Raw genomic sequence first — 16623 nt, forward strand, 5'->3', positions numbered from 1 at the left:
AAATCCCATTAAAAAATTAATCACAAAGGAAAAACGCTTATAAAAGGAAGATTAAAATCCAATTATAAGCGTTTTTTTTATCTAAAAACGAGGTCTATCAAAATTGACGTGGTTTTTCAGTGGCTCTGATGAAAGCAGTCTTTATTGTTTTAATTTAAGTTGTGATTATTGAAAATCGGCCTCAGTTACGCCTTCGTTGATTTTTACATCAGACATTTTGATGTCAAGTTCAAAACCAACATTTTGGATGATGTTAAAAGGAACTTTTACGCCTTTTACTTCTTTATAGTCGCCATAATTGGTGGTTTGCGTCATACTTTGACCTCCTTGTTCTAATACTTTTGATTCGGCTACTTTTAGACCTGTTGTGGTGTCATAGAAATAAGTTGTTTTGCCGTCTTTGATTCCGTAAGCGTCTTTACCATTGATGGTTTCGATGCCTGAAAGGGAGATGTCTGCTTTTTTTAATAAAGATACTTCTTTAAATACTGTGGCGCTAGCTTTCATAGCATCTAAATCTTTACCAGTAAAATCTCGGCGTTGTCCTTGTTGAATGGCGTAGGCTCCTTTTTCGTTTACTACTTGTTTCATTAAGCTCATAGCTCCCATTGCTAATTCAATTGTCATCTTTCCTTTGTTGTCAATTTTTGAGGTAAAACTCAATGGAGAAGGTGTTTGTGGAATGGTTGTAGAACCAGTCATTGCAATGGTTTTTACAGTGGCCACGGCTTTGTCTCCACCAATAGCTTTGATATAGTTTTCTAAAACGCTTTTGGCGGTAACTCCAGCTGGAATTTCTTTTTTGGTTACTGGTTTTTCTACTGGATTGCCGTATTTGTCAAAAAAGTATAATGGTAGTTTTAGTTTTTCTAAACCAGGTGTTATCTCACTTGCTTTTCCAACGATTACAATTCGGGTGTTGTCTAATAAGAAGTATTTATTAGCTACGCGTTGAATGTCATCAGGTGTTACAGCATTGATGGTTTGAATGTATTTTTCGTAAAAATCGGCAGGTAATTGTTCTGTCTCGATATTTAAAGCATAGCGCGCCACGGCTTGTGGTTTTTGAACTTGCATTACAAAACGACCAATGTATCCTGCTTTTACGTTTTTCAAGACTTCGGCATCTACTTTTTCGGTTCTGATTTTTTTGATTTCTTTGATGAATTCAACCACAGCACTATCAGTAACGGCATTTCGAACAGCAGAATTAGCTACAAATTTGGTTATATATTTTCCGCTTCCAATTTCAGAACGTGCGCCATAAGTCCAAGCGTGTTTTTCTCTCAAATTCATATTTAAATACGAATTGAAATCACCACCCAAAATTTGATTAGCAATCACTGCTGGGAAAAAATCTGGGTCATTCATTTTTAGATTCAAGGTGTTGACCAACGAAATTTCTGATTGTACAGCATTTGGTACATCTACTATGTTGATTTGTAATTGACCTACGTTTGGATTAGCCGTATAGTTTTCTTTGGTAATGGTTTTTTTCTCCCAAGCACCAAATAGTTTTTCAACAGCAGCTTTGGTTTCTTTAAATTTTATGTCTCCAATGATTACCAAATAAGCGTTTTCTGGCACAAAACGAGTAGCGTAATTGCTTTGAACATCAGTCAGCGTTACGTTTTTTAAAGTTTCTTCTGAAACGTATTCTCCGGAAGGATGGTTTTTACCAAAAGCGAGTACATCAACAACTCGGCTAGAAATTGCGGCTACGCTTTTCTCGTTGGCTTTTAATCCTTCTATCATTTTCGCTTTGTCTTTGTCGAATTCTTCTTGTGTGAAAAGCGGAAACAATGAACCTTCGGCTAACAATTCTAAAACGCGTCCTGAATATTTAGACAGCGCACTTGCGGAAGCTCCTTGTGAAGAGAAGTTGATATTGGCACCTAAGAAATCAATTTCTTCATTGAATACATCTTTTGGGGTTTTTTGACTTCCGTTACCAATCAAGCTGCTGGTCAAATCATCTACTCCTTTTTTGTTGCCTTCTGCAAAAGGAGGGTTGTCTAGTGTAAGGTTGAAAGAAACGCGTGGAAGTTTGTGGTTTTCTACGACCATCACTTTTAGTCCGTTTTTTAGAACAAAGCTTTGTGGCTTTTTGATTTGAACCATTGGAGAAGGTCCTGGCTTGGGTTGTGGTCTGTTTTGCGCTTGCATAATTCCTGTTACAAAGAATAGGGTTAAGAGGATGCTTATATTTTTCATAATGTTCATATCTTGTTATTTGGCCTTTTCAGCAGCTGGTACGTAATCTAAAACTAAACGTTGATTAGGATTTAAATACTTTTTGGCAACGTCTCTGATTTCTTCTCTTGTGATAGAGTGAATCATTTCTATTTCTGTATTGATTAGGTTGATATCGCCATACAATAAATAATAGCTAGCCAAATTTTCAGCAATTCCTTCAATAGAGGAGTTAGAGTTTACAAAATTATTATCGAACTTGTTTTGTAATTTTTGGTAATCTTTCTCAGAAATTAATTCGGTTTGCAATTTTGTTATTTCTTCATCAATTTCTTTTAAGATATCTATAGGGGAATTTTGTCCCATTGGTAAACCATACAAAATGTACATACCGTAATCTTCTTGGCTGTTGCTAAAAGCACCTACTTGTAGTGCGATTTTTTTGTCGTCAACAATTTTTTTGTACAACTTAGAGCTTTTACCATCACTCAAATAAGAAGAGATAAGGTCTAAAACGCGTGCATCTCTTGTTTTCATTGAAGGTGTTCTGTAAGCCGCTACAATCGCTGGAATTTGAATGTTGTTGTCTTCAAATTTGGCTTTTATAGTTTCAGTAATAGGTTCTTCGATGAATTGTTCTCTTTTAATCGGAGCTCCTTTAGGAATTGTTCCAAAATACTGTGCAATCCATTTTTTGGCTTCGTCTTTTTTGAAATCACCAGCTACTACCAAAACAGCGTTATTAGGAATGTAGAATTTTTTGTTGAACGCTTGAAATTCTTCTAAAGTGGCAGCATCTAAATGTTCCATAGAACCGATTGTTGCCCAACGGTAAGGATGTTTTTTGAACAGGTTTTCTTTTACTACCGCTTGAAATCTACCATAAGGTTGGTTGTCCATTCGGGTTCTTTTTTCCTCTTTCACTACCTCGTTTTGTGTATCTACACCAATTTTGTTGATGACAGGGTGTAATAATCTTTCGGATTCCATCCAAAGGGCTAATTCTAAATTGTTTGATGGGAATACTTCATAATAATAGGTTCTGTCGTCTGATGTATTGGCATTGTTCACCCCTCCGTTAGCAGTTACGATCTTGAACCATTCGCCACGTTTGATGTTTTCAGTTCCTTCAAATAACAAATGCTCAAAAAAGTGAGCAAAACCTGTGCGATCAGGTCTTTCGTCTTTAGAACCTACATGGTACATTACTGAGGTGATTGCTACAGGAGCAGACGGGTCATGGTGTAAAATGACATGCATTCCATTGTCTAAGTCGTACTCTTCAAACGCTACTTTTTGAGCTGAGGCAACGCCTCCAAGCATCAATACACTACTCAAAGCCATTATTGTTTTTTTCATAAAGATTATTAAAATTTTGTTGTTGCATTAGTTTAGGTATCATAAAATATGTTACATCAAATGTACTTTATTTTAAGTGTTCTTGTAAATATAATCTTGTTTTTGCATGATTTTAACATTGGTTTAAACAGAGTAAATGGCTTAAAAATCAGAGGGTAATAGGGGTTGAAATATTTTTTGGACATTAGATTGCAAGATTAATTTTTAGTTGTATATTTGCAACCTTAAAAATCAATAAATCAATTTGGTATGTATGCAATCGTAGAGATAGCAGGGCAACAATTTAAAGTAAGCAAAGACTTAAAGGTTTATGTTCACCGTTTGGCTAATGAAGAAGGTTCAAAAGTTTCTTTTGACAAAGTTCTTTTATTAGACGATAATGGAAATGTAACTTTAGGCGCCCCAGCTATAGAAGGTGCTTCAGTAGAAGCTAAAGTGTTACAACACTTAAAAGGAGATAAAGTTATCGTTTTCAAAAAGAAAAGAAGAAAAGGATACAAAAAAAGAAATGGTCACAGACAATATCTTACTCAAATTGTAATTGAAGGTATTACTGCAGCAGGAACAGCTAAAAAAGCAGCTCCAAAAAAAGCAGCAGTTGAAGCTACTACTGAAGAAGCACCAGCTCCTAAAGTAAAAAAAGCTCCAAAAGCTAAAAAAGAAGATACAAAAGAATAATAACAATATTAAAACCAATACGTCATGGCTCACAAGAAAGGTGTCGGTAGTTCTAAGAATGGTAGAGAATCAGAATCAAAACGTTTAGGCGTTAAGATTTTTGGTGGTCAAGCTGCTATTGCTGGGAACATCATCGTAAGACAAAGAGGTTCTAAACACAATCCAGGTGAAAATGTTTACATCAGTAAAGATCACACCCTACACGCAAGAGTAGCTGGAGTTGTGAAGTTCCAAAAGAAAAAAGATAATAAATCATACGTTTCTATTCTTCCATTTGAAGCATAAGAATTTGATTTTAATTATTATAAAGCCTGTCAATCAAAATTGACAGGCTTTTCTTTTTTATGCTGGATTGAATAATAATCCAATGCTGAAAAACAATTTTATTTTATTATTGTTCATTCACGAGGTATCAAAAATGATAGGCTAAAAAGGTGCTGTACGAAATGGTTGCTCCACGATACAGTAGTATACTTGTAGGATCTTCATCTTGCCATTTGCCTTTTGGCGCATAAAAAAAAATTTTTAAAATCTTCGATCGGTTCCCTGAGTTGAATTTTTCTGAATAAATAATAATATGGTGACAAACAAAAGTTTTTCATTTTACTTATGACATATTTATTTTAATCATAAAAACACAAATATTATAGTTTAAACATTAAAAGGGGGTGTAAATTTTTACTTTATAATATTTATCTTGTCTATGAATAGAGATTTTTTTGAGTTTAAATAGTTATGCTCAACAACAAACCCTCACATTTCTGCGAGGGTTTGTTTGTGTTGTAAGTGATTTGGAAAAGTTTACTCAAAAGTTGCGTCTTCCTGAAAACAAGTTATTTATAATATCCTAAAATAGAAATGATAATTACTGTTGGTCAAGTTTTTTAGTCATTGTAAAACCAATGAATAATGCAGCACCAGCCATTGTGAAAATAGTTGCAGGATATAATGCGCTTTCATTTAAGGAAGTGTATGTCGAAAGCAACAATGCTATAAATACGCCTATACCTATACCCATAAGCAATAATGCTAAGTTTAAAAGTATTATTTTTGAAAATGAGGTTGAGCTTTTGTCTCTGCCCATAAAAATACTTGCATCAATACCTTTTTCGATGAGTGCCAAACGTTCTTTGTTTCTTGTTGATAGATAAAGGTAGATGATACCGAAAATTGCTAAGAACAAGCTGATTGGAATTAAAATTTCTGCGATCATAATTTTTTTGATTTTAAATTGATTAATGTGTTTGTTAGCTATGACGACGCTATTTAAGATTAGGTTACACATTTTTTGAAAAAAATATTTCTTGCGTTTTATTGTAACCGATAGTAAAGACTTGTCGTCTGATGTAAATATGAACAGTTTTAACGAGCAATACTATATTACTAAAATCCTCGAAGGTGACTCGAATGCATTTGCTGTATTGGTTGATCAATATAAGGATTTGGTCTTTTCGTTGTCTTTGAAAATGCTTAAAAATAGGGAAGAGGCCGAGGAAGCCGCTCAGGATACTTTTGTAAAAGTGTTTAAATCTCTTAACAACTTTAAAGGGGATTCAAAATTTTCAACTTGGATTTACAAAGTAACTTATAATACTTGCTTAGATCAACTCAAAAAAAACAAAAGAGTGCAGGATACGATTCCGATAGATGATTTTTCTGAGAATCAAATACAAAACTTAGAAAATGTTTTGGATGCTATCGATGAAAGAGATCGAAATAAAATGATTCAAGATTGCATTCATTTGTTGCCGAGCGAAGAAGCTTTTTTATTGATCTTGTTTTATTTTGAAGAACAATCTTTAGAAGAAATTTCAAAAATTATAGATTGTACTATCAATAATGTTAAAGTTAAACTTTTCAGAAGCAGAAAAAAAATTGCTTCTATTTTAAAAATGCGTTTAGAACCCGAAATAATTGAATATTATGGAAGCAAACGAAAATAAAGACCTGGAAAAATTTGTAGATAGAATGATGAGTGATCTAACTTTAGAATCACCTTCTGTTGATTTTACGTCAAAAGTAATGACTCAAGTTGCAGCAACAAAAGCAAGTGATGTCACTTTGTATAAACCTTTAATTCCAAAATCGATATTTATAGCTGTTTTTGGATTTACTTGTTTATTGACAATTTATCTTTTTATTTACGGTGAAACAACACCCGAAAGTTGGCTAAATTTCATTAATTACGATAAGTTGTTCAATACTAGATTTTTGAAGGGATTTGCAATCTCAAAAATTTCGATGTATGCTATTGTGGCTTCTACAGTAATGTTTTGTATTCAAATTGGTTTTTTAAGAAATTACTTTAACAAACGAATTGGAGTTTAAATTATTTTATTGTTGAAATTGCCCAAAAAACAACAAACCCTCACAGTAATGTGAGGGTTAATATATGTGCTATTTGATTTGGGTAAGCTTACCTTGTGTTGAAATTTAATAGTTATTTGTCACTATAATGTCCTAAAGCAGAAATGATAATCACTACGACTTCGTGGTCGATAATTTCATAAACTAATCGGTCTTTTTTGTTAATTTGTCTAGACCATACATTTTCGGTTTTGTATTTAAGTTTTTCAGGCTTACCAATTCCAGTTGTTGGATGTATTTCTAATTCCAGAAATATCTTTTCAATTTTTGAAATATCTGTTTTTTTACCTGACTTTTTTATTTTAGATAAATCAGCAAGGGCTTCTTTGCTTATTTCTATTGTATATCTGCCCATATATTTTTGGCATCTACTTTGGTGTAGTTTTCTTCTCTGTAGGTAGCATCTTGAAAATTTTTATGATGTTTTTCTAACCTTTCGATTATCTCCGGATTTGTAATTTCATTATTTTGCTCAATTACTTCCACATCAAATGCTTTCAAAATTTTTTTGATGATGGCAATTTGAGAAATATCTTTTATGTTTACCGTTAGTGTAGTCATTTTGATAAGTAATCAATTAAGATACAAAGATATAAAATGTTTTGGTTGTTGTTAATGGTATGGTAGTTAAATTAAATACCTGTTTTTTTTGAATTAAGATTGTTTTAATAATTCCTCAATTATATCGTGTTTAAATTTACTTAACGGTCTTTTGTGGTAATCTTCTTCTTTAATTTCTATACCAAATATCATTCGATAAGCCTCTTCTTTTGACATTGATAAACTTGAGAATGTTTTGTTTAGTAAAATATCTAAATAATTTTTTGAATATTTATACCGAAGATCTAATAAATCTTTAAGTTCTTTTTCAGAATGTGTGTTGTAGATTTCTTTGATTTTAAAATCTTTTAAAGAATTGTCCATTTTTGAGTTTTCTTCAACCATAAGCTTTATGTCAAATTTTTTGTCAATGTTGATGTAATTAAAGCTAAATTTAAAATTTTGATTGTCTTCTGTAATAGTGTAAGGGTGTGCAAAAGTGTCATCAATAACGTTGTTTAACTTTAAATGATTACAGGAATGACAGCTCGGAATTAAATTGTAAAATGATAATGCTAATAATGGAAATGTTTCTTTTGAAAACCAATGATCTAATTCAGCTCTTGACCTATTAGGAACTGTTTGTAAGGTGTAATTTCTGTTGCAGTAAGTACAGGTATCTTGGTTAATTATGTTTAAAAGCTCGTTTCCAAAATTCGGCTGAAACCAATTTTTGTATCCTGATTTAACAAAAAGGGCTTTTACTACATCTATATCGATTGCTAAATTTTCTAATTCGTGATTAATTTCTAATAATTCTGATGGTTTCCCTAATATTAAATTGTCAATTTTTTCAGAAGTTAAAAAATTAATCAAATTTTCAGGTAAAGGAACCTTATTTGTATTTGTTTTACAATTTACGCATTCATTTTCTTCACATCGATAACCTGATTTATTTACTTTACTATAATTCCCTTTAACTTTTTTTGAAAGCCAACATTTAATTAATTTATGATGAAAATCTAATGCTCTAGTATTAACCTTTAGTGCTAACATGATTTATTTTTCTTTGATTGCACAGCCTAATTTGTCAGCCATTTCTTTTAATTTTTTAAGTTGGTTTTCTCGATCCATTTCTTCTTCTGGAAATTTTTCAAAATACATTTCTCTAATTTTGTATCTAACTAAAGGTTCGTCAATAATATCTATAAGCTTTCCATAATATTCTTTTTTAGCTAAATCTCTATTTTTATCATTAATCCAGTCAATAGTGTCGTTTATTCTCGCCATTGCAAAATCGCCCATTAAACCGTTATCTATAAAAAAACTATCTGCTAATAAATCGGTAATATTTGCTCCAAATGATTTTTTTGGTTTATTTTCATTATCAAGAATAATTGTTTTATTGTTCTCTTTTTTTAAATAAACAATATTATTATTAGGAATGTCTGATAATGTCAAAGGGTCGTGAGTTGTGAATATGATTTGTATTCTCATTCCAATAAAAATTTTAGGCAACATTTTTATTAAAGTGTTGATAAACATTTTTTTCCATTTAGGATGTAGTCCTAAATCTGCCTCATCTAAAAATAAAATTGCAGGTAAATTAACATTCGTATTTATTTCTTTGTTATCATATAATAATGAAATGAGATTAAAAATCATTTCTTCTCCTGAGCTAATTATTTTATCAGGATGAAATTTTAAAAATTGATAATTGTCAATTTTAAAATCATTTAATTTTGAAATGATATTGTCGTGTAAAAATAAAATTTCGCTAGCTGAAATAAAATTTAAATTAAACTCGTTGCTTCTGCTTAATTTAATTTCACCATTGTCAAAAAAGGTTTCAATTTTTAAAATAAAATTATAGAAGGATTGGAACGGAAAAGTAATTTTAGAGTCTCTACTATTAATGTCAACAAAATAAAAATTATCAATCAATAATTTTAATAAATCCTTTGGATTAGCGAGATTGGTTAGGTTATCGAAAACTTCAATATTTTTGATTTTTGGATAAATTGTATTTGTTTCTTCTTGATTAAAGATAGTTTTAGTTATAAATGCCATAAACTGTTTCATCAAAAAACTCACAATTTCATCTTTTGTGTTTTTCTCAGTAAAAGTATTAGTTGAATTGAAATCTTCTAAAAAACCATTGACAGAAGTAAAAATATCTTTGACTTTTATTACTTCATTTTTTAGACTTTCAGCACTCGGATAGTCTAGATTCCTTATTGATTTCCTATAATCATACTTTGTATCAATTCTTTGTACTTCTATTTTAATAGTATCAAAAACAGGTAATAAAAATTCATCCAGAATAGTTGTTATTTTCTTGTCAGAAAGCATTTTCATCCATCTCTTTAATTGGGCATTTTTATAAAATGAAAAATTAGCTTTAGAGGATAACTCAGGATTTAAATCGTTTAATATTTGACTCATTAAAGATAAATCCAATGAGTTAGCTTGATTTTTATGTATTCTATTATCGCTTAAATAATTTGAAAAATAGATAGGGAAACCATAAAAGGGTTCTTTTTCAGCTTCTGAATCAAAGTTTTTAGAAATAACTTTAAAATCACTTTCTAAATTGAAAAATGAATAATATTTAATTTTTTCAGTTTCTTCAATAATAAAAAAAACACATTTTTCTTCGCCAGTTCTTACTGGAATTAATTGATTAAATAATTTTGTTATTAAACTAGTTTTGCCGGTACCATTTTCACCAACAATAGCTGAAACTAATGCGATGTCTTCGCCAAAAATATGTTCAATAAAATTTGGATTTGGCTTACAAATTAATTCAACAGAACTATCGCCATAAGATTCGATGTAATAAGTATTCCTCCCGCCCAAATTGATTATCTGAGGCTTATCAAATAAAAATTCGTGTTTATGAATATATACAGCTGCTATTTTTGAGGAATGTCTATATGTCTTTTTTTAAAAAATCATTGATATATGATTGGCTATTTATTTTATGAATCCCATAACCAAAAAGGATTAATTGTTTGAAATTCTCTAGAGGTGTAAAATCTCTAATAGGATTATTTCTTAAGTCTAATTCTTTTAAATTTTGAAACTCTTTTATGAAAGAAATATTGGTTATTTTGTTTCCAAATAGATTCAACGAAATGACTTCTCCATCATCATTTATTTTGAAGGTATTTCTATTTTTGAAATCAAAAAAATCATCAATAGTTGATAAATTTAACCCAAATCCTAATGTCTTTTCTAAATTTAAAATAGTAACTGGCTTCATAATAAAAGATTTATTCAAATATATTAAAAGCTTGAGCTGTATTTTTATGGATTGCCATAATTTGTAAAGCCATTACTAAAAAAAACAAAGTTTAAGACCAATTGTTTCTATGAAAAGTGATTTGCGTGAGGGATAGCAGTCAATGTCATTAAGTTAAGGAATTGCTCTTTTTGTTTTCACGCAGATTTATGCAGAAAAATGAGTGAAAATCTGATTAATCTGCGTGCTATTTTTTCTTTTTCCCCTTAACTTAATAACATTGGGATAGCAGTGGAAATCCTTTTATGCAGCGCAGCGGAATAAAAGATAGTAACGCCCCGTAGTTTTTACGAAAGCTCACGTCCAAAAATAACAAACCCTTACAGTACAACTGAATATATTTCAGTTTCCTGCAAGGGTTTGTCTGTTATTAACTAGTTACTAGTCACTCATCACTAAGGACTAATTACTAAATTAGTATCTGTAATATTCTGGTTTGAATGGACCTTGAACTTCAACACCAATGTATTCTGCTTGATCTTGACGTAAAGTCTCTAATTCAACACCTAATTTAGCTAAGTGCAACATAGCTACTTTTTCATCTAAATGCTTTGGTAACATATACACTTCATTTTTGTAAGCAGCACTGTTTTTCCACAATTCGATTTGAGCCAAAGTTTGGTTCGTAAATGAGTTACTCATTACAAAACTTGGGTGACCTGTAGCACAACCAAGGTTTACCAAACGACCTTCTGCTAAGATGATGATGTCATTACCGTTGATAGTATATTTGTCAACTTGTGGTTTGATTTCGATTTTTGAAGCACCGTGGTTTTTGTTCAACCAAGCCATATCAATTTCGTTATCAAAGTGTCCTATGTTACAAACGATCGTTTTGTCTTTCATTTTTTCAAAATGAGAACCCAAAACGATGTCTTTGTTTCCAGTTGTAGTAATAATGATATCAGCTGTAGCGATAACAGTATCTAATTTTTTAACTTCAAAACCGTCCATTGCAGCTTGTAAAGCACAAATTGGATCAATTTCAGTAACCGTTACAATAGATCCAGCACCTCTAAAAGAAGCAGCTGTTCCTTTTCCTACGTCTCCGTATCCACAAACAATTACTCTTTTTCCAGCCAACATAATATCAGTAGCACGACGAACTGCATCAACTGCAGATTCTTTACAACCGTATTTGTTGTCAAATTTAGATTTAGTAACAGAGTCGTTTACGTTGATCGCTGGCATTGGTAATGTTCCCGCTTTTACTCTTTCGTATAATCTGTGAACACCAGTAGTAGTTTCTTCAGACAATCCTTTGATTCCAGCAACCAATTCTGGGTAACGATCAATAACCATATTAGTCAAATCTCCACCGTCATCCAAAATCATATTCAATGGTTTTCTGTCTTCACCAAAGAACAACGTTTGCTCAATACACCAGTCAAACGATTCTTCGTCAAGACCTTTCCAAGCATATACCTGAATTCCAGCAGCAGCAATAGCAGCGGCAGCCTGATCTTGAGTAGAAAAAATGTTACAAGAACTCCAAGTCACTTCAGCTCCAAGTGCAATCAAAGTCTCGATCAAAACTGCAGTTTGAATCGTCATGTGTAAACATCCTGCAATACGAGCTCCCTTCAAAGGTTGTTCGTCTTTATATTCTGCACGAAGCGCCATCAAACCTGGCATTTCAGCTTCTGCTAATTCAATTTCTTTTCTTCCCCAAGCTGCTAAGGAAATGTCTTTCACTTTGTAAGCCACATAAGGCATAGTTGCTGTACTCATTTATAGTATATTTGTATATTGAAATTTTTTGCAAATTTACGTAATAAGTTTAGAAATAAACGAATTTCTATAAGATTTGTGAATTGTTTAATTCCTTAAGCGTTAGAATTTTAAATGCCTTGTCAATTGCACACACAAAGTTGGTCAACTATAAGGAGCTAATCCTGCTGTCCACTATATCTTGTATGGCGAACCCCGCCATACAAGGATGCCGTTCCCATCAGGGCTAGGCAATGTGCTAAACAACAAGAGAATTGTATTCAAAAACCAAACTATAAACGACACCTTATTTACAAATGCCGTTATTCAAAACCATCCAGTATACTCAACAAACCACACTCTATGTTTGGCACATCACCGAGACGTTTTCGGATTTATACGAACAAGTACACTTGAACACGATTAGCACCCAACGACTCAACGGAATGAAGTCGCAACTGCACCAACGCGCCTTTTTGAGTGTTCGAAAACTACTAGCTGAAGCTGGATATACCGACTTTGATTTGTATTACGATGCTTCAGGCAAGCCTCATTTGAACGACAAAAAATACATATCCATAACTCATTCACACGAATTCGCGGCCATTATCATAAGCACTCAAACCGTCGGGATTGATATCGAATTGCAACGAGAAAAAATCCTTCGTATCGCCGATAAATTTGTCGATACAGCCGAGTTATCTCGACTACAAAGCTTTTCTACAGAGGATTACATTCGGAAGTTAACCGTAAAATGGGGCGCCAAAGAAGCCATTTTTAAAATATGCAACGAGAAAGGTATTAGTTTTAAAAACCACATCAAAGTCAGTCCATTTGAGTTAGACCAAAAGGAAACCACCGCCATTTTGGATTTCGAAAAAAAGCAGCAATGGTTTACAATTTGTTTTGATGAGTTCGATTCTTTTACTCTAGTTTATGCTTTTGAAAAAAACGAGCAATAGTATGTATTCTTTCAGTAGTTTTGTGTCAGCTCAGCAAATGGCTGTAAGATGATTATTATGAAAAACATTTATCAAGATATTCTGTTGGCAAAAAAAGAAAAACGCAAGCTCCTTGCCATTCTTTTCGACCCCGATAAAATTGATTTGAATGTGGTTTCTTCGTTAATTCAAAAAGTGATAAACGCTCCAGCTACTCACATTTTTATTGGTGGAAGCCACGTAACGCATAATATTATTGACGAGCTCATTCTAAAGATTAAAAGCAGTTGTGAGTTACCTATTGTGCTTTTCCCTGGCAATCCATCTCAAATTTCTATTCACGCCGATGGTATTTTGTTTTTGTCCTTATTATCCGGTCGCAATCCCGATTTTTTAATCGAACATCAGGTAAAAGCAGCGCCAATTCTCAAAAAAACAGATCTAGAAATTATTCCTACTAGTTATCTTTTGATCGAAAGCGGCAATGAAACAGCCGTTGCTAGAGTAAGTAAGACACAGCCCATTGCTAGAGATAATAATGATTTGGTAGTAGCTACAGTTATGGCGGGCGAAATGTTAGGACATCAGCTCATTTACCTCGAGGCAGGAAGCGGAGCTCAACAAGCAGTTCCACTAGAAATGATTCGGGATGTTGCTAAAAACACCACTATTCCTTTAATTGTAGGCGGAGGCATTACCTCTTTGTTGGGGATACAAAATGCTTATGATGCAGGAGCAGATATGGTTGTAATAGGAACGGCTTTTGAAAAAAATCCTTCTTTTTTTGAAAATAAATAATACACAATAAATAATGATCGATTATTTTTTTGCTCAATATAAAGACTATTCCGCACTTATGGTTAGTTTGGAACTAATTGCCATTTTTTTCGGTTTAGCCAGTGTTTGGTTTGCTAAAAAAGATAATATTTTAGTGTTTCCAACGGGTTTGGTCAGTACTTCAATCTATGCCTATTTGCTTTGGCAATGGGAGTTATTGGGCGATTCGATGATCAATGTGTATTATTTTGTAATGAGTCTTTACGGTTGGTATCATTGGACACGCAAAAAAGGGGATGAAGTAGAATTCCCTATTTCTTATATCAATTCCAAAGAAAAGATATATGCTATTTTAATTTTTGTAATGACTGTAGTATTTGTAGTACTAGTTTATCTTTATTTTGGTAAATTTACCACTTGGTATTCTTATGTAGATACTTTTTTGACAGCTATTTTCTTCGTTGGCATGTGGTTAATGGCCAAACGAAAAATAGAAAATTGGATTTTTTGGATCATAGGTGATTTCATCTCTATTCCACTTTATTTTGCTAAAGGATATACCTTTACTTCATTACAATATATTATCTTTACTATTATCGCCTTTTATGGTTATTTAGAATGGAAGAAAATCTTAAACAGTTCAATGAAGCTGGAGCTTCAGAAATAATACGAATTGCCATTTTTGGCCCTGAATCTACAGGCAAAACTACTTTGGCAAAACAATTAGCCGATTACTATCAGACGGTTTGGGTACCCGAATTTGCACGCGACTATTTACAAGAAAAGCTAAATAGTGGTCGTGGTGTTTGTGATATAGATGATATGTTGCCAATTGCCTATGGACAAACTAAATTAGAAAATGAAAGTGCCGCTATTGCAGATACTTATTTGTTTTGTGATACGAATTTGATGGTGACCAAAGTGTTTTCTGAATTGTATTATAATTTTTGTGACTCGTTATTGGATAAAGCGGCTCGCACCCATCAATATGACTTGTTTTTTCTTACAGACATTGACGTGCCATGGGAAGATGATGGTTTGAGAGATAGCCCTGAAGGACGAGAGTCTGTTTTTTCAGTGTTCAAACAATCACTTATTGATAACAAAAAACCATTTATTACTCTAACTGGAGATAAAGAAACCCGATTGAACAAAGCCATAGCTATTCTGGAAGAGTTGCGTAAGGCTAAAAAAATGGGAATCGATTCTTTGGATTTTGTGCAAATCTATGAGCACGGTATTCCGATAGCTAAAGTCCAAGAACAACTGACAATTTACAAAAACGGAATTGCCAAAACCATTTTAGACAGACCTGCGACAATTGGTGATGGAATTATGTATTTGTCTACGGAGGAGTTTATTGAAAAAGCTACTTTTTTTGATGCAAACAAAGCTTCTTTAACGTTGAAAAAATTAGTGCCTGCCTCTGGAGCAGCCACACGAATGTTTAAGTTTTTGAATGAATTTCTAAGAGATTATCATTACGAAACAGAGAGTATTAATGCATACATCAACAGAAAGCGCGATTTAGAGCTGTCGCTTTTTATTGTGGGTATGGATAAGTTTTCTTTTTTTGAAGCCATAGATAAGAGACTTAGGGCTGATTTTGCCGACTTTGAGTTTTGGCCAGCAGACAAAAAAAATTATTACTTTATAACTTATTTATTATACCCTGATTATTTTGATTTTGCGAGTAAACCTAAGGGTGTTTTGCCTTTTCATAAATATTCAGATCACGTAGCCACGCCATTTGAAGAGCATCTAAACGAAAGTGTAGCCTATGCCTCAGTGCAACAGAAAAGTTATTTACATTTTACCATAACTCAGGCACATCAAACCCTATTTGAAAAATTAGAGCAAGAACTAAAAAGTAAAATCGAAACGCAATCCAATACAACAATTGAAATTGGCTATTCGTATCAAGATAAATCTACAGATTCTGTTACTGTAGATGCCAACAATTATTTGGTGAAAAACCAAAATAATGAACTTTTATTTCGTCCAGGAGGACATGGCGCCTTGATTGAAAACCTTAATGCGTTGGATGCTGATATTGTTTTTATCAAAAACATTGATAATGTAATTCAAAATGAAATGAATGCTATTGTCTTATACAAAAAGGGATTAGCTGGCATTTTATTAGAGTTACAACAGCGAGTTTTTAATTATTTAGATGCTATTCATCTACAGAAATTCGAAGAATCTGGAGTTGATGAAATTGTTCTTTTTGTTCAAAACGAATTGAGTATTGAATTGATCAAAGGGTTTTCAAAATTCACTTTTGAGAATAAAATAAAAGAATTAATACGTGTTTTAGATCGTCCGATTCGGGTATGTGGGATGGTAAAAAATGAAGGGGAGCCTGGTGGTGGACCGTTTTGGGTAATTGATGGTAAAGGGAAGATGAATTTGCAAATCGTTGAATCTTCTCAGATGGATCTAAAAAACGAAGAACAGCAGAGAATTTTGGATAATGCAACTCATTTTAATCCAGTAGATTTAGTTTGTGGCATTAAAAATTACAAAAATCAAAAATTCGATTTAAGTCAGTTTGTAGATCATAATAGCGGATTTATAGTAGAAAGAAAGTTAGGAAGTGACACTATAAAATCCTATGAATTGCCTGGATTATGGAATGGAGCCATGGCCAAGTGGATTACGGTTTTTGTAGAGGTACCTATGGTTACTTTTAATCCCGTTAAAAATGTAAATGATTTACTCAAGCCTGCCCATCAAGCCCAACAAGCTTTGTAA

17 protein-coding genes are annotated in these 16623 nt (G+C 32.6%); 8 read left to right on the forward strand and 9 right to left on the reverse strand.

Annotation, left to right across the window (positions count from 1 at the left end):
* Positions 1 to 165: 165 nt before the first annotated feature.
* Together WFZ86_RS00005 and WFZ86_RS00010 are read right to left on the reverse strand one after the other, a co-directional pair.
* On the reverse strand, positions 166 to 2214 hold the full coding sequence (locus WFZ86_RS00005) for an insulinase family protein (RefSeq protein ID WP_342690040.1): 2049 nt from the start codon (positions 2212 to 2214) through the stop codon (positions 166 to 168).
* Between the two features lie 15 nt (positions 2215 to 2229).
* Positions 2230 to 3552, reverse strand: a complete 1323-nt coding sequence (locus WFZ86_RS00010) for a M16 family metallopeptidase (RefSeq protein WP_342690041.1) — start codon at positions 3550 to 3552, stop codon at positions 2230 to 2232.
* Between the two features lie 249 nt (positions 3553 to 3801).
* Between WFZ86_RS00010 and rplU the strand changes: the two genes are divergently transcribed.
* Together rplU and rpmA are read left to right on the forward strand one after the other, a co-directional pair.
* Complete coding sequence (gene rplU / locus WFZ86_RS00015; protein WP_315147633.1) at positions 3802 to 4230, forward strand: 50S ribosomal protein L21; 429 nt, start codon at positions 3802 to 3804, stop codon at positions 4228 to 4230.
* Between the two features lie 24 nt (positions 4231 to 4254).
* Positions 4255 to 4515: a 50S ribosomal protein L27 gene (gene rpmA / locus WFZ86_RS00020; RefSeq protein ID WP_017497241.1), complete on the forward strand. Its 261-nt coding sequence runs from the start codon at positions 4255 to 4257 to the stop codon at positions 4513 to 4515.
* A 580-nt stretch (positions 4516 to 5095) separates the two neighbouring features.
* Here the strand turns inward: rpmA and WFZ86_RS00025 are convergent.
* Positions 5096 to 5443 (reverse strand): DUF6249 domain-containing protein, encoded by a 348-nt coding sequence (locus WFZ86_RS00025; protein WP_159687550.1) that lies wholly within the window; start codon positions 5441 to 5443, stop codon positions 5096 to 5098.
* Between the two features lie 91 nt (positions 5444 to 5534).
* Here WFZ86_RS00025 and WFZ86_RS00030 point away from each other — a divergent pair, with 91 nt between their 5' ends.
* Both WFZ86_RS00030 and WFZ86_RS00035 read left to right on the forward strand, forming a co-directional pair.
* The gene (locus WFZ86_RS00030) at positions 5535 to 6173 is read left to right on the forward strand and encodes an RNA polymerase sigma factor (protein WP_342690042.1); all 639 of its coding nucleotides are present in this window, start codon (positions 5535 to 5537) and stop codon (positions 6171 to 6173) included.
* Positions 6154 to 6558 (forward strand): hypothetical protein, encoded by a 405-nt coding sequence (locus WFZ86_RS00035; protein WP_342690043.1) that lies wholly within the window; start codon positions 6154 to 6156, stop codon positions 6556 to 6558. The genes WFZ86_RS00030 and WFZ86_RS00035 overlap by 20 nt, the downstream gene beginning before the upstream one ends.
* Before the next feature lie 112 nt (positions 6559 to 6670).
* On the opposite strand, the gene WFZ86_RS00040 is transcribed toward WFZ86_RS00035, so the two are convergent.
* The 6 genes from WFZ86_RS00040 to ahcY form a co-directional block, all read right to left on the reverse strand.
* Positions 6671 to 6952, reverse strand: a complete 282-nt coding sequence (locus WFZ86_RS00040; protein ID WP_342690044.1) for a Txe/YoeB family addiction module toxin — start codon at positions 6950 to 6952, stop codon at positions 6671 to 6673.
* On the reverse strand, positions 6934 to 7158 hold the full coding sequence (locus WFZ86_RS00045) for a DUF2683 family protein (protein WP_159687556.1): 225 nt from the start codon (positions 7156 to 7158) through the stop codon (positions 6934 to 6936). Before WFZ86_RS00045 ends, WFZ86_RS00040 begins: the two co-directional genes overlap by 19 nt.
* A 93-nt stretch (positions 7159 to 7251) precedes the next feature.
* On the reverse strand, positions 7252 to 8193 hold the full coding sequence (locus WFZ86_RS00050) for a hypothetical protein (RefSeq protein WP_342690045.1): 942 nt from the start codon (positions 8191 to 8193) through the stop codon (positions 7252 to 7254).
* A 3-nt stretch (positions 8194 to 8196) separates the two neighbouring features.
* The gene (locus tag WFZ86_RS00055; RefSeq protein ID WP_342690046.1) at positions 8197 to 9996 is read right to left on the reverse strand and encodes an AAA family ATPase; all 1800 of its coding nucleotides are present in this window, start codon (positions 9994 to 9996) and stop codon (positions 8197 to 8199) included.
* A gap of 73 nt (positions 9997 to 10069) precedes the next feature.
* Complete coding sequence (locus WFZ86_RS00060) at positions 10070 to 10402, reverse strand: leucine-rich repeat domain-containing protein (protein WP_342690047.1); 333 nt, start codon at positions 10400 to 10402, stop codon at positions 10070 to 10072.
* A 453-nt stretch (positions 10403 to 10855) separates the two neighbouring features.
* Positions 10856 to 12172: an adenosylhomocysteinase gene (gene ahcY, locus WFZ86_RS00065; RefSeq protein ID WP_159687564.1), complete on the reverse strand. Its 1317-nt coding sequence runs from the start codon at positions 12170 to 12172 to the stop codon at positions 10856 to 10858.
* Between the two features lie 296 nt (positions 12173 to 12468).
* Here ahcY and WFZ86_RS00070 point away from each other — a divergent pair, with 296 nt between their 5' ends.
* From WFZ86_RS00070 to WFZ86_RS00085, 4 genes are read left to right on the forward strand one after another with little or no spacing between them, the layout of a single operon-like run.
* Positions 12469 to 13113 carry a 4'-phosphopantetheinyl transferase family protein gene (locus WFZ86_RS00070; RefSeq protein WP_342690048.1) on the forward strand — a complete coding sequence of 215 codons (645 nt, stop codon included), beginning with the start codon at positions 12469 to 12471 and terminating at the stop codon, positions 13111 to 13113.
* Between the two features lie 57 nt (positions 13114 to 13170).
* Positions 13171 to 13890: a phosphoglycerol geranylgeranyltransferase gene (locus WFZ86_RS00075; protein ID WP_342690049.1), complete on the forward strand. Its 720-nt coding sequence runs from the start codon at positions 13171 to 13173 to the stop codon at positions 13888 to 13890.
* A 13-nt stretch (positions 13891 to 13903) separates the two neighbouring features.
* Entirely contained in the window at positions 13904 to 14536 is a 633-nt protein-coding gene (gene pnuC / locus WFZ86_RS00080; protein WP_342690050.1) for a nicotinamide riboside transporter PnuC, read from the forward strand.
* On the forward strand, positions 14488 to 16623 hold the full coding sequence (locus WFZ86_RS00085) for a DUF4301 family protein (protein WP_342690051.1): 2136 nt from the start codon (positions 14488 to 14490) through the stop codon (positions 16621 to 16623). The genes pnuC and WFZ86_RS00085 overlap by 49 nt, the downstream gene beginning before the upstream one ends.

The organism is Flavobacterium polysaccharolyticum (assembly GCF_038739875.1).
Lineage (GTDB): Bacteria > Bacteroidota > Bacteroidia > Flavobacteriales > Flavobacteriaceae > Flavobacterium > Flavobacterium polysaccharolyticum.

What these genes read in the sequence shown, in the direction of transcription:
- WFZ86_RS00005 (WP_342690040.1), bottom strand. Translation starts at nt 2,214, where the DNA reads ATGAAAAATATAAGCATCCTCTTAACCCTATTCTTTGTAACAGGAATT.
- WFZ86_RS00010 (WP_342690041.1), bottom strand. Translation starts at nt 3,552, where the DNA reads ATGAAAAAAACAATAATGGCTTTGAGTAGTGTATTGATGCTTGGAGGC.
- rplU (WP_315147633.1), top strand. Translation starts at nt 3,802, where the DNA reads ATGTATGCAATCGTAGAGATAGCAGGGCAACAATTTAAAGTAAGCAAA.
- rpmA (WP_017497241.1), top strand. Translation starts at nt 4,255, where the DNA reads ATGGCTCACAAGAAAGGTGTCGGTAGTTCTAAGAATGGTAGAGAATCA.
- WFZ86_RS00025 (WP_159687550.1), bottom strand. Translation starts at nt 5,443, where the DNA reads ATGATCGCAGAAATTTTAATTCCAATCAGCTTGTTCTTAGCAATTTTC.
- WFZ86_RS00035 (WP_342690043.1), top strand. Translation starts at nt 6,154, where the DNA reads ATGGAAGCAAACGAAAATAAAGACCTGGAAAAATTTGTAGATAGAATG.
- WFZ86_RS00040 (WP_342690044.1), bottom strand. Translation starts at nt 6,952, where the DNA reads ATGGGCAGATATACAATAGAAATAAGCAAAGAAGCCCTTGCTGATTTA.
- WFZ86_RS00045 (WP_159687556.1), bottom strand. Translation starts at nt 7,158, where the DNA reads ATGACTACACTAACGGTAAACATAAAAGATATTTCTCAAATTGCCATC.
- WFZ86_RS00050 (WP_342690045.1), bottom strand. Translation starts at nt 8,193, where the DNA reads ATGTTAGCACTAAAGGTTAATACTAGAGCATTAGATTTTCATCATAAA.
- WFZ86_RS00060 (WP_342690047.1), bottom strand. Translation starts at nt 10,402, where the DNA reads ATGAAGCCAGTTACTATTTTAAATTTAGAAAAGACATTAGGATTTGGG.
- ahcY (WP_159687564.1), bottom strand. Translation starts at nt 12,172, where the DNA reads ATGAGTACAGCAACTATGCCTTATGTGGCTTACAAAGTGAAAGACATT.
- WFZ86_RS00070 (WP_342690048.1), top strand. Translation starts at nt 12,469, where the DNA reads ATGCCGTTATTCAAAACCATCCAGTATACTCAACAAACCACACTCTAT.
- WFZ86_RS00075 (WP_342690049.1), top strand. Translation starts at nt 13,171, where the DNA reads ATGAAAAACATTTATCAAGATATTCTGTTGGCAAAAAAAGAAAAACGC.
- pnuC (WP_342690050.1), top strand. Translation starts at nt 13,904, where the DNA reads ATGATCGATTATTTTTTTGCTCAATATAAAGACTATTCCGCACTTATG.
- WFZ86_RS00085 (WP_342690051.1), top strand. Translation starts at nt 14,488, where the DNA reads ATGGAAGAAAATCTTAAACAGTTCAATGAAGCTGGAGCTTCAGAAATA.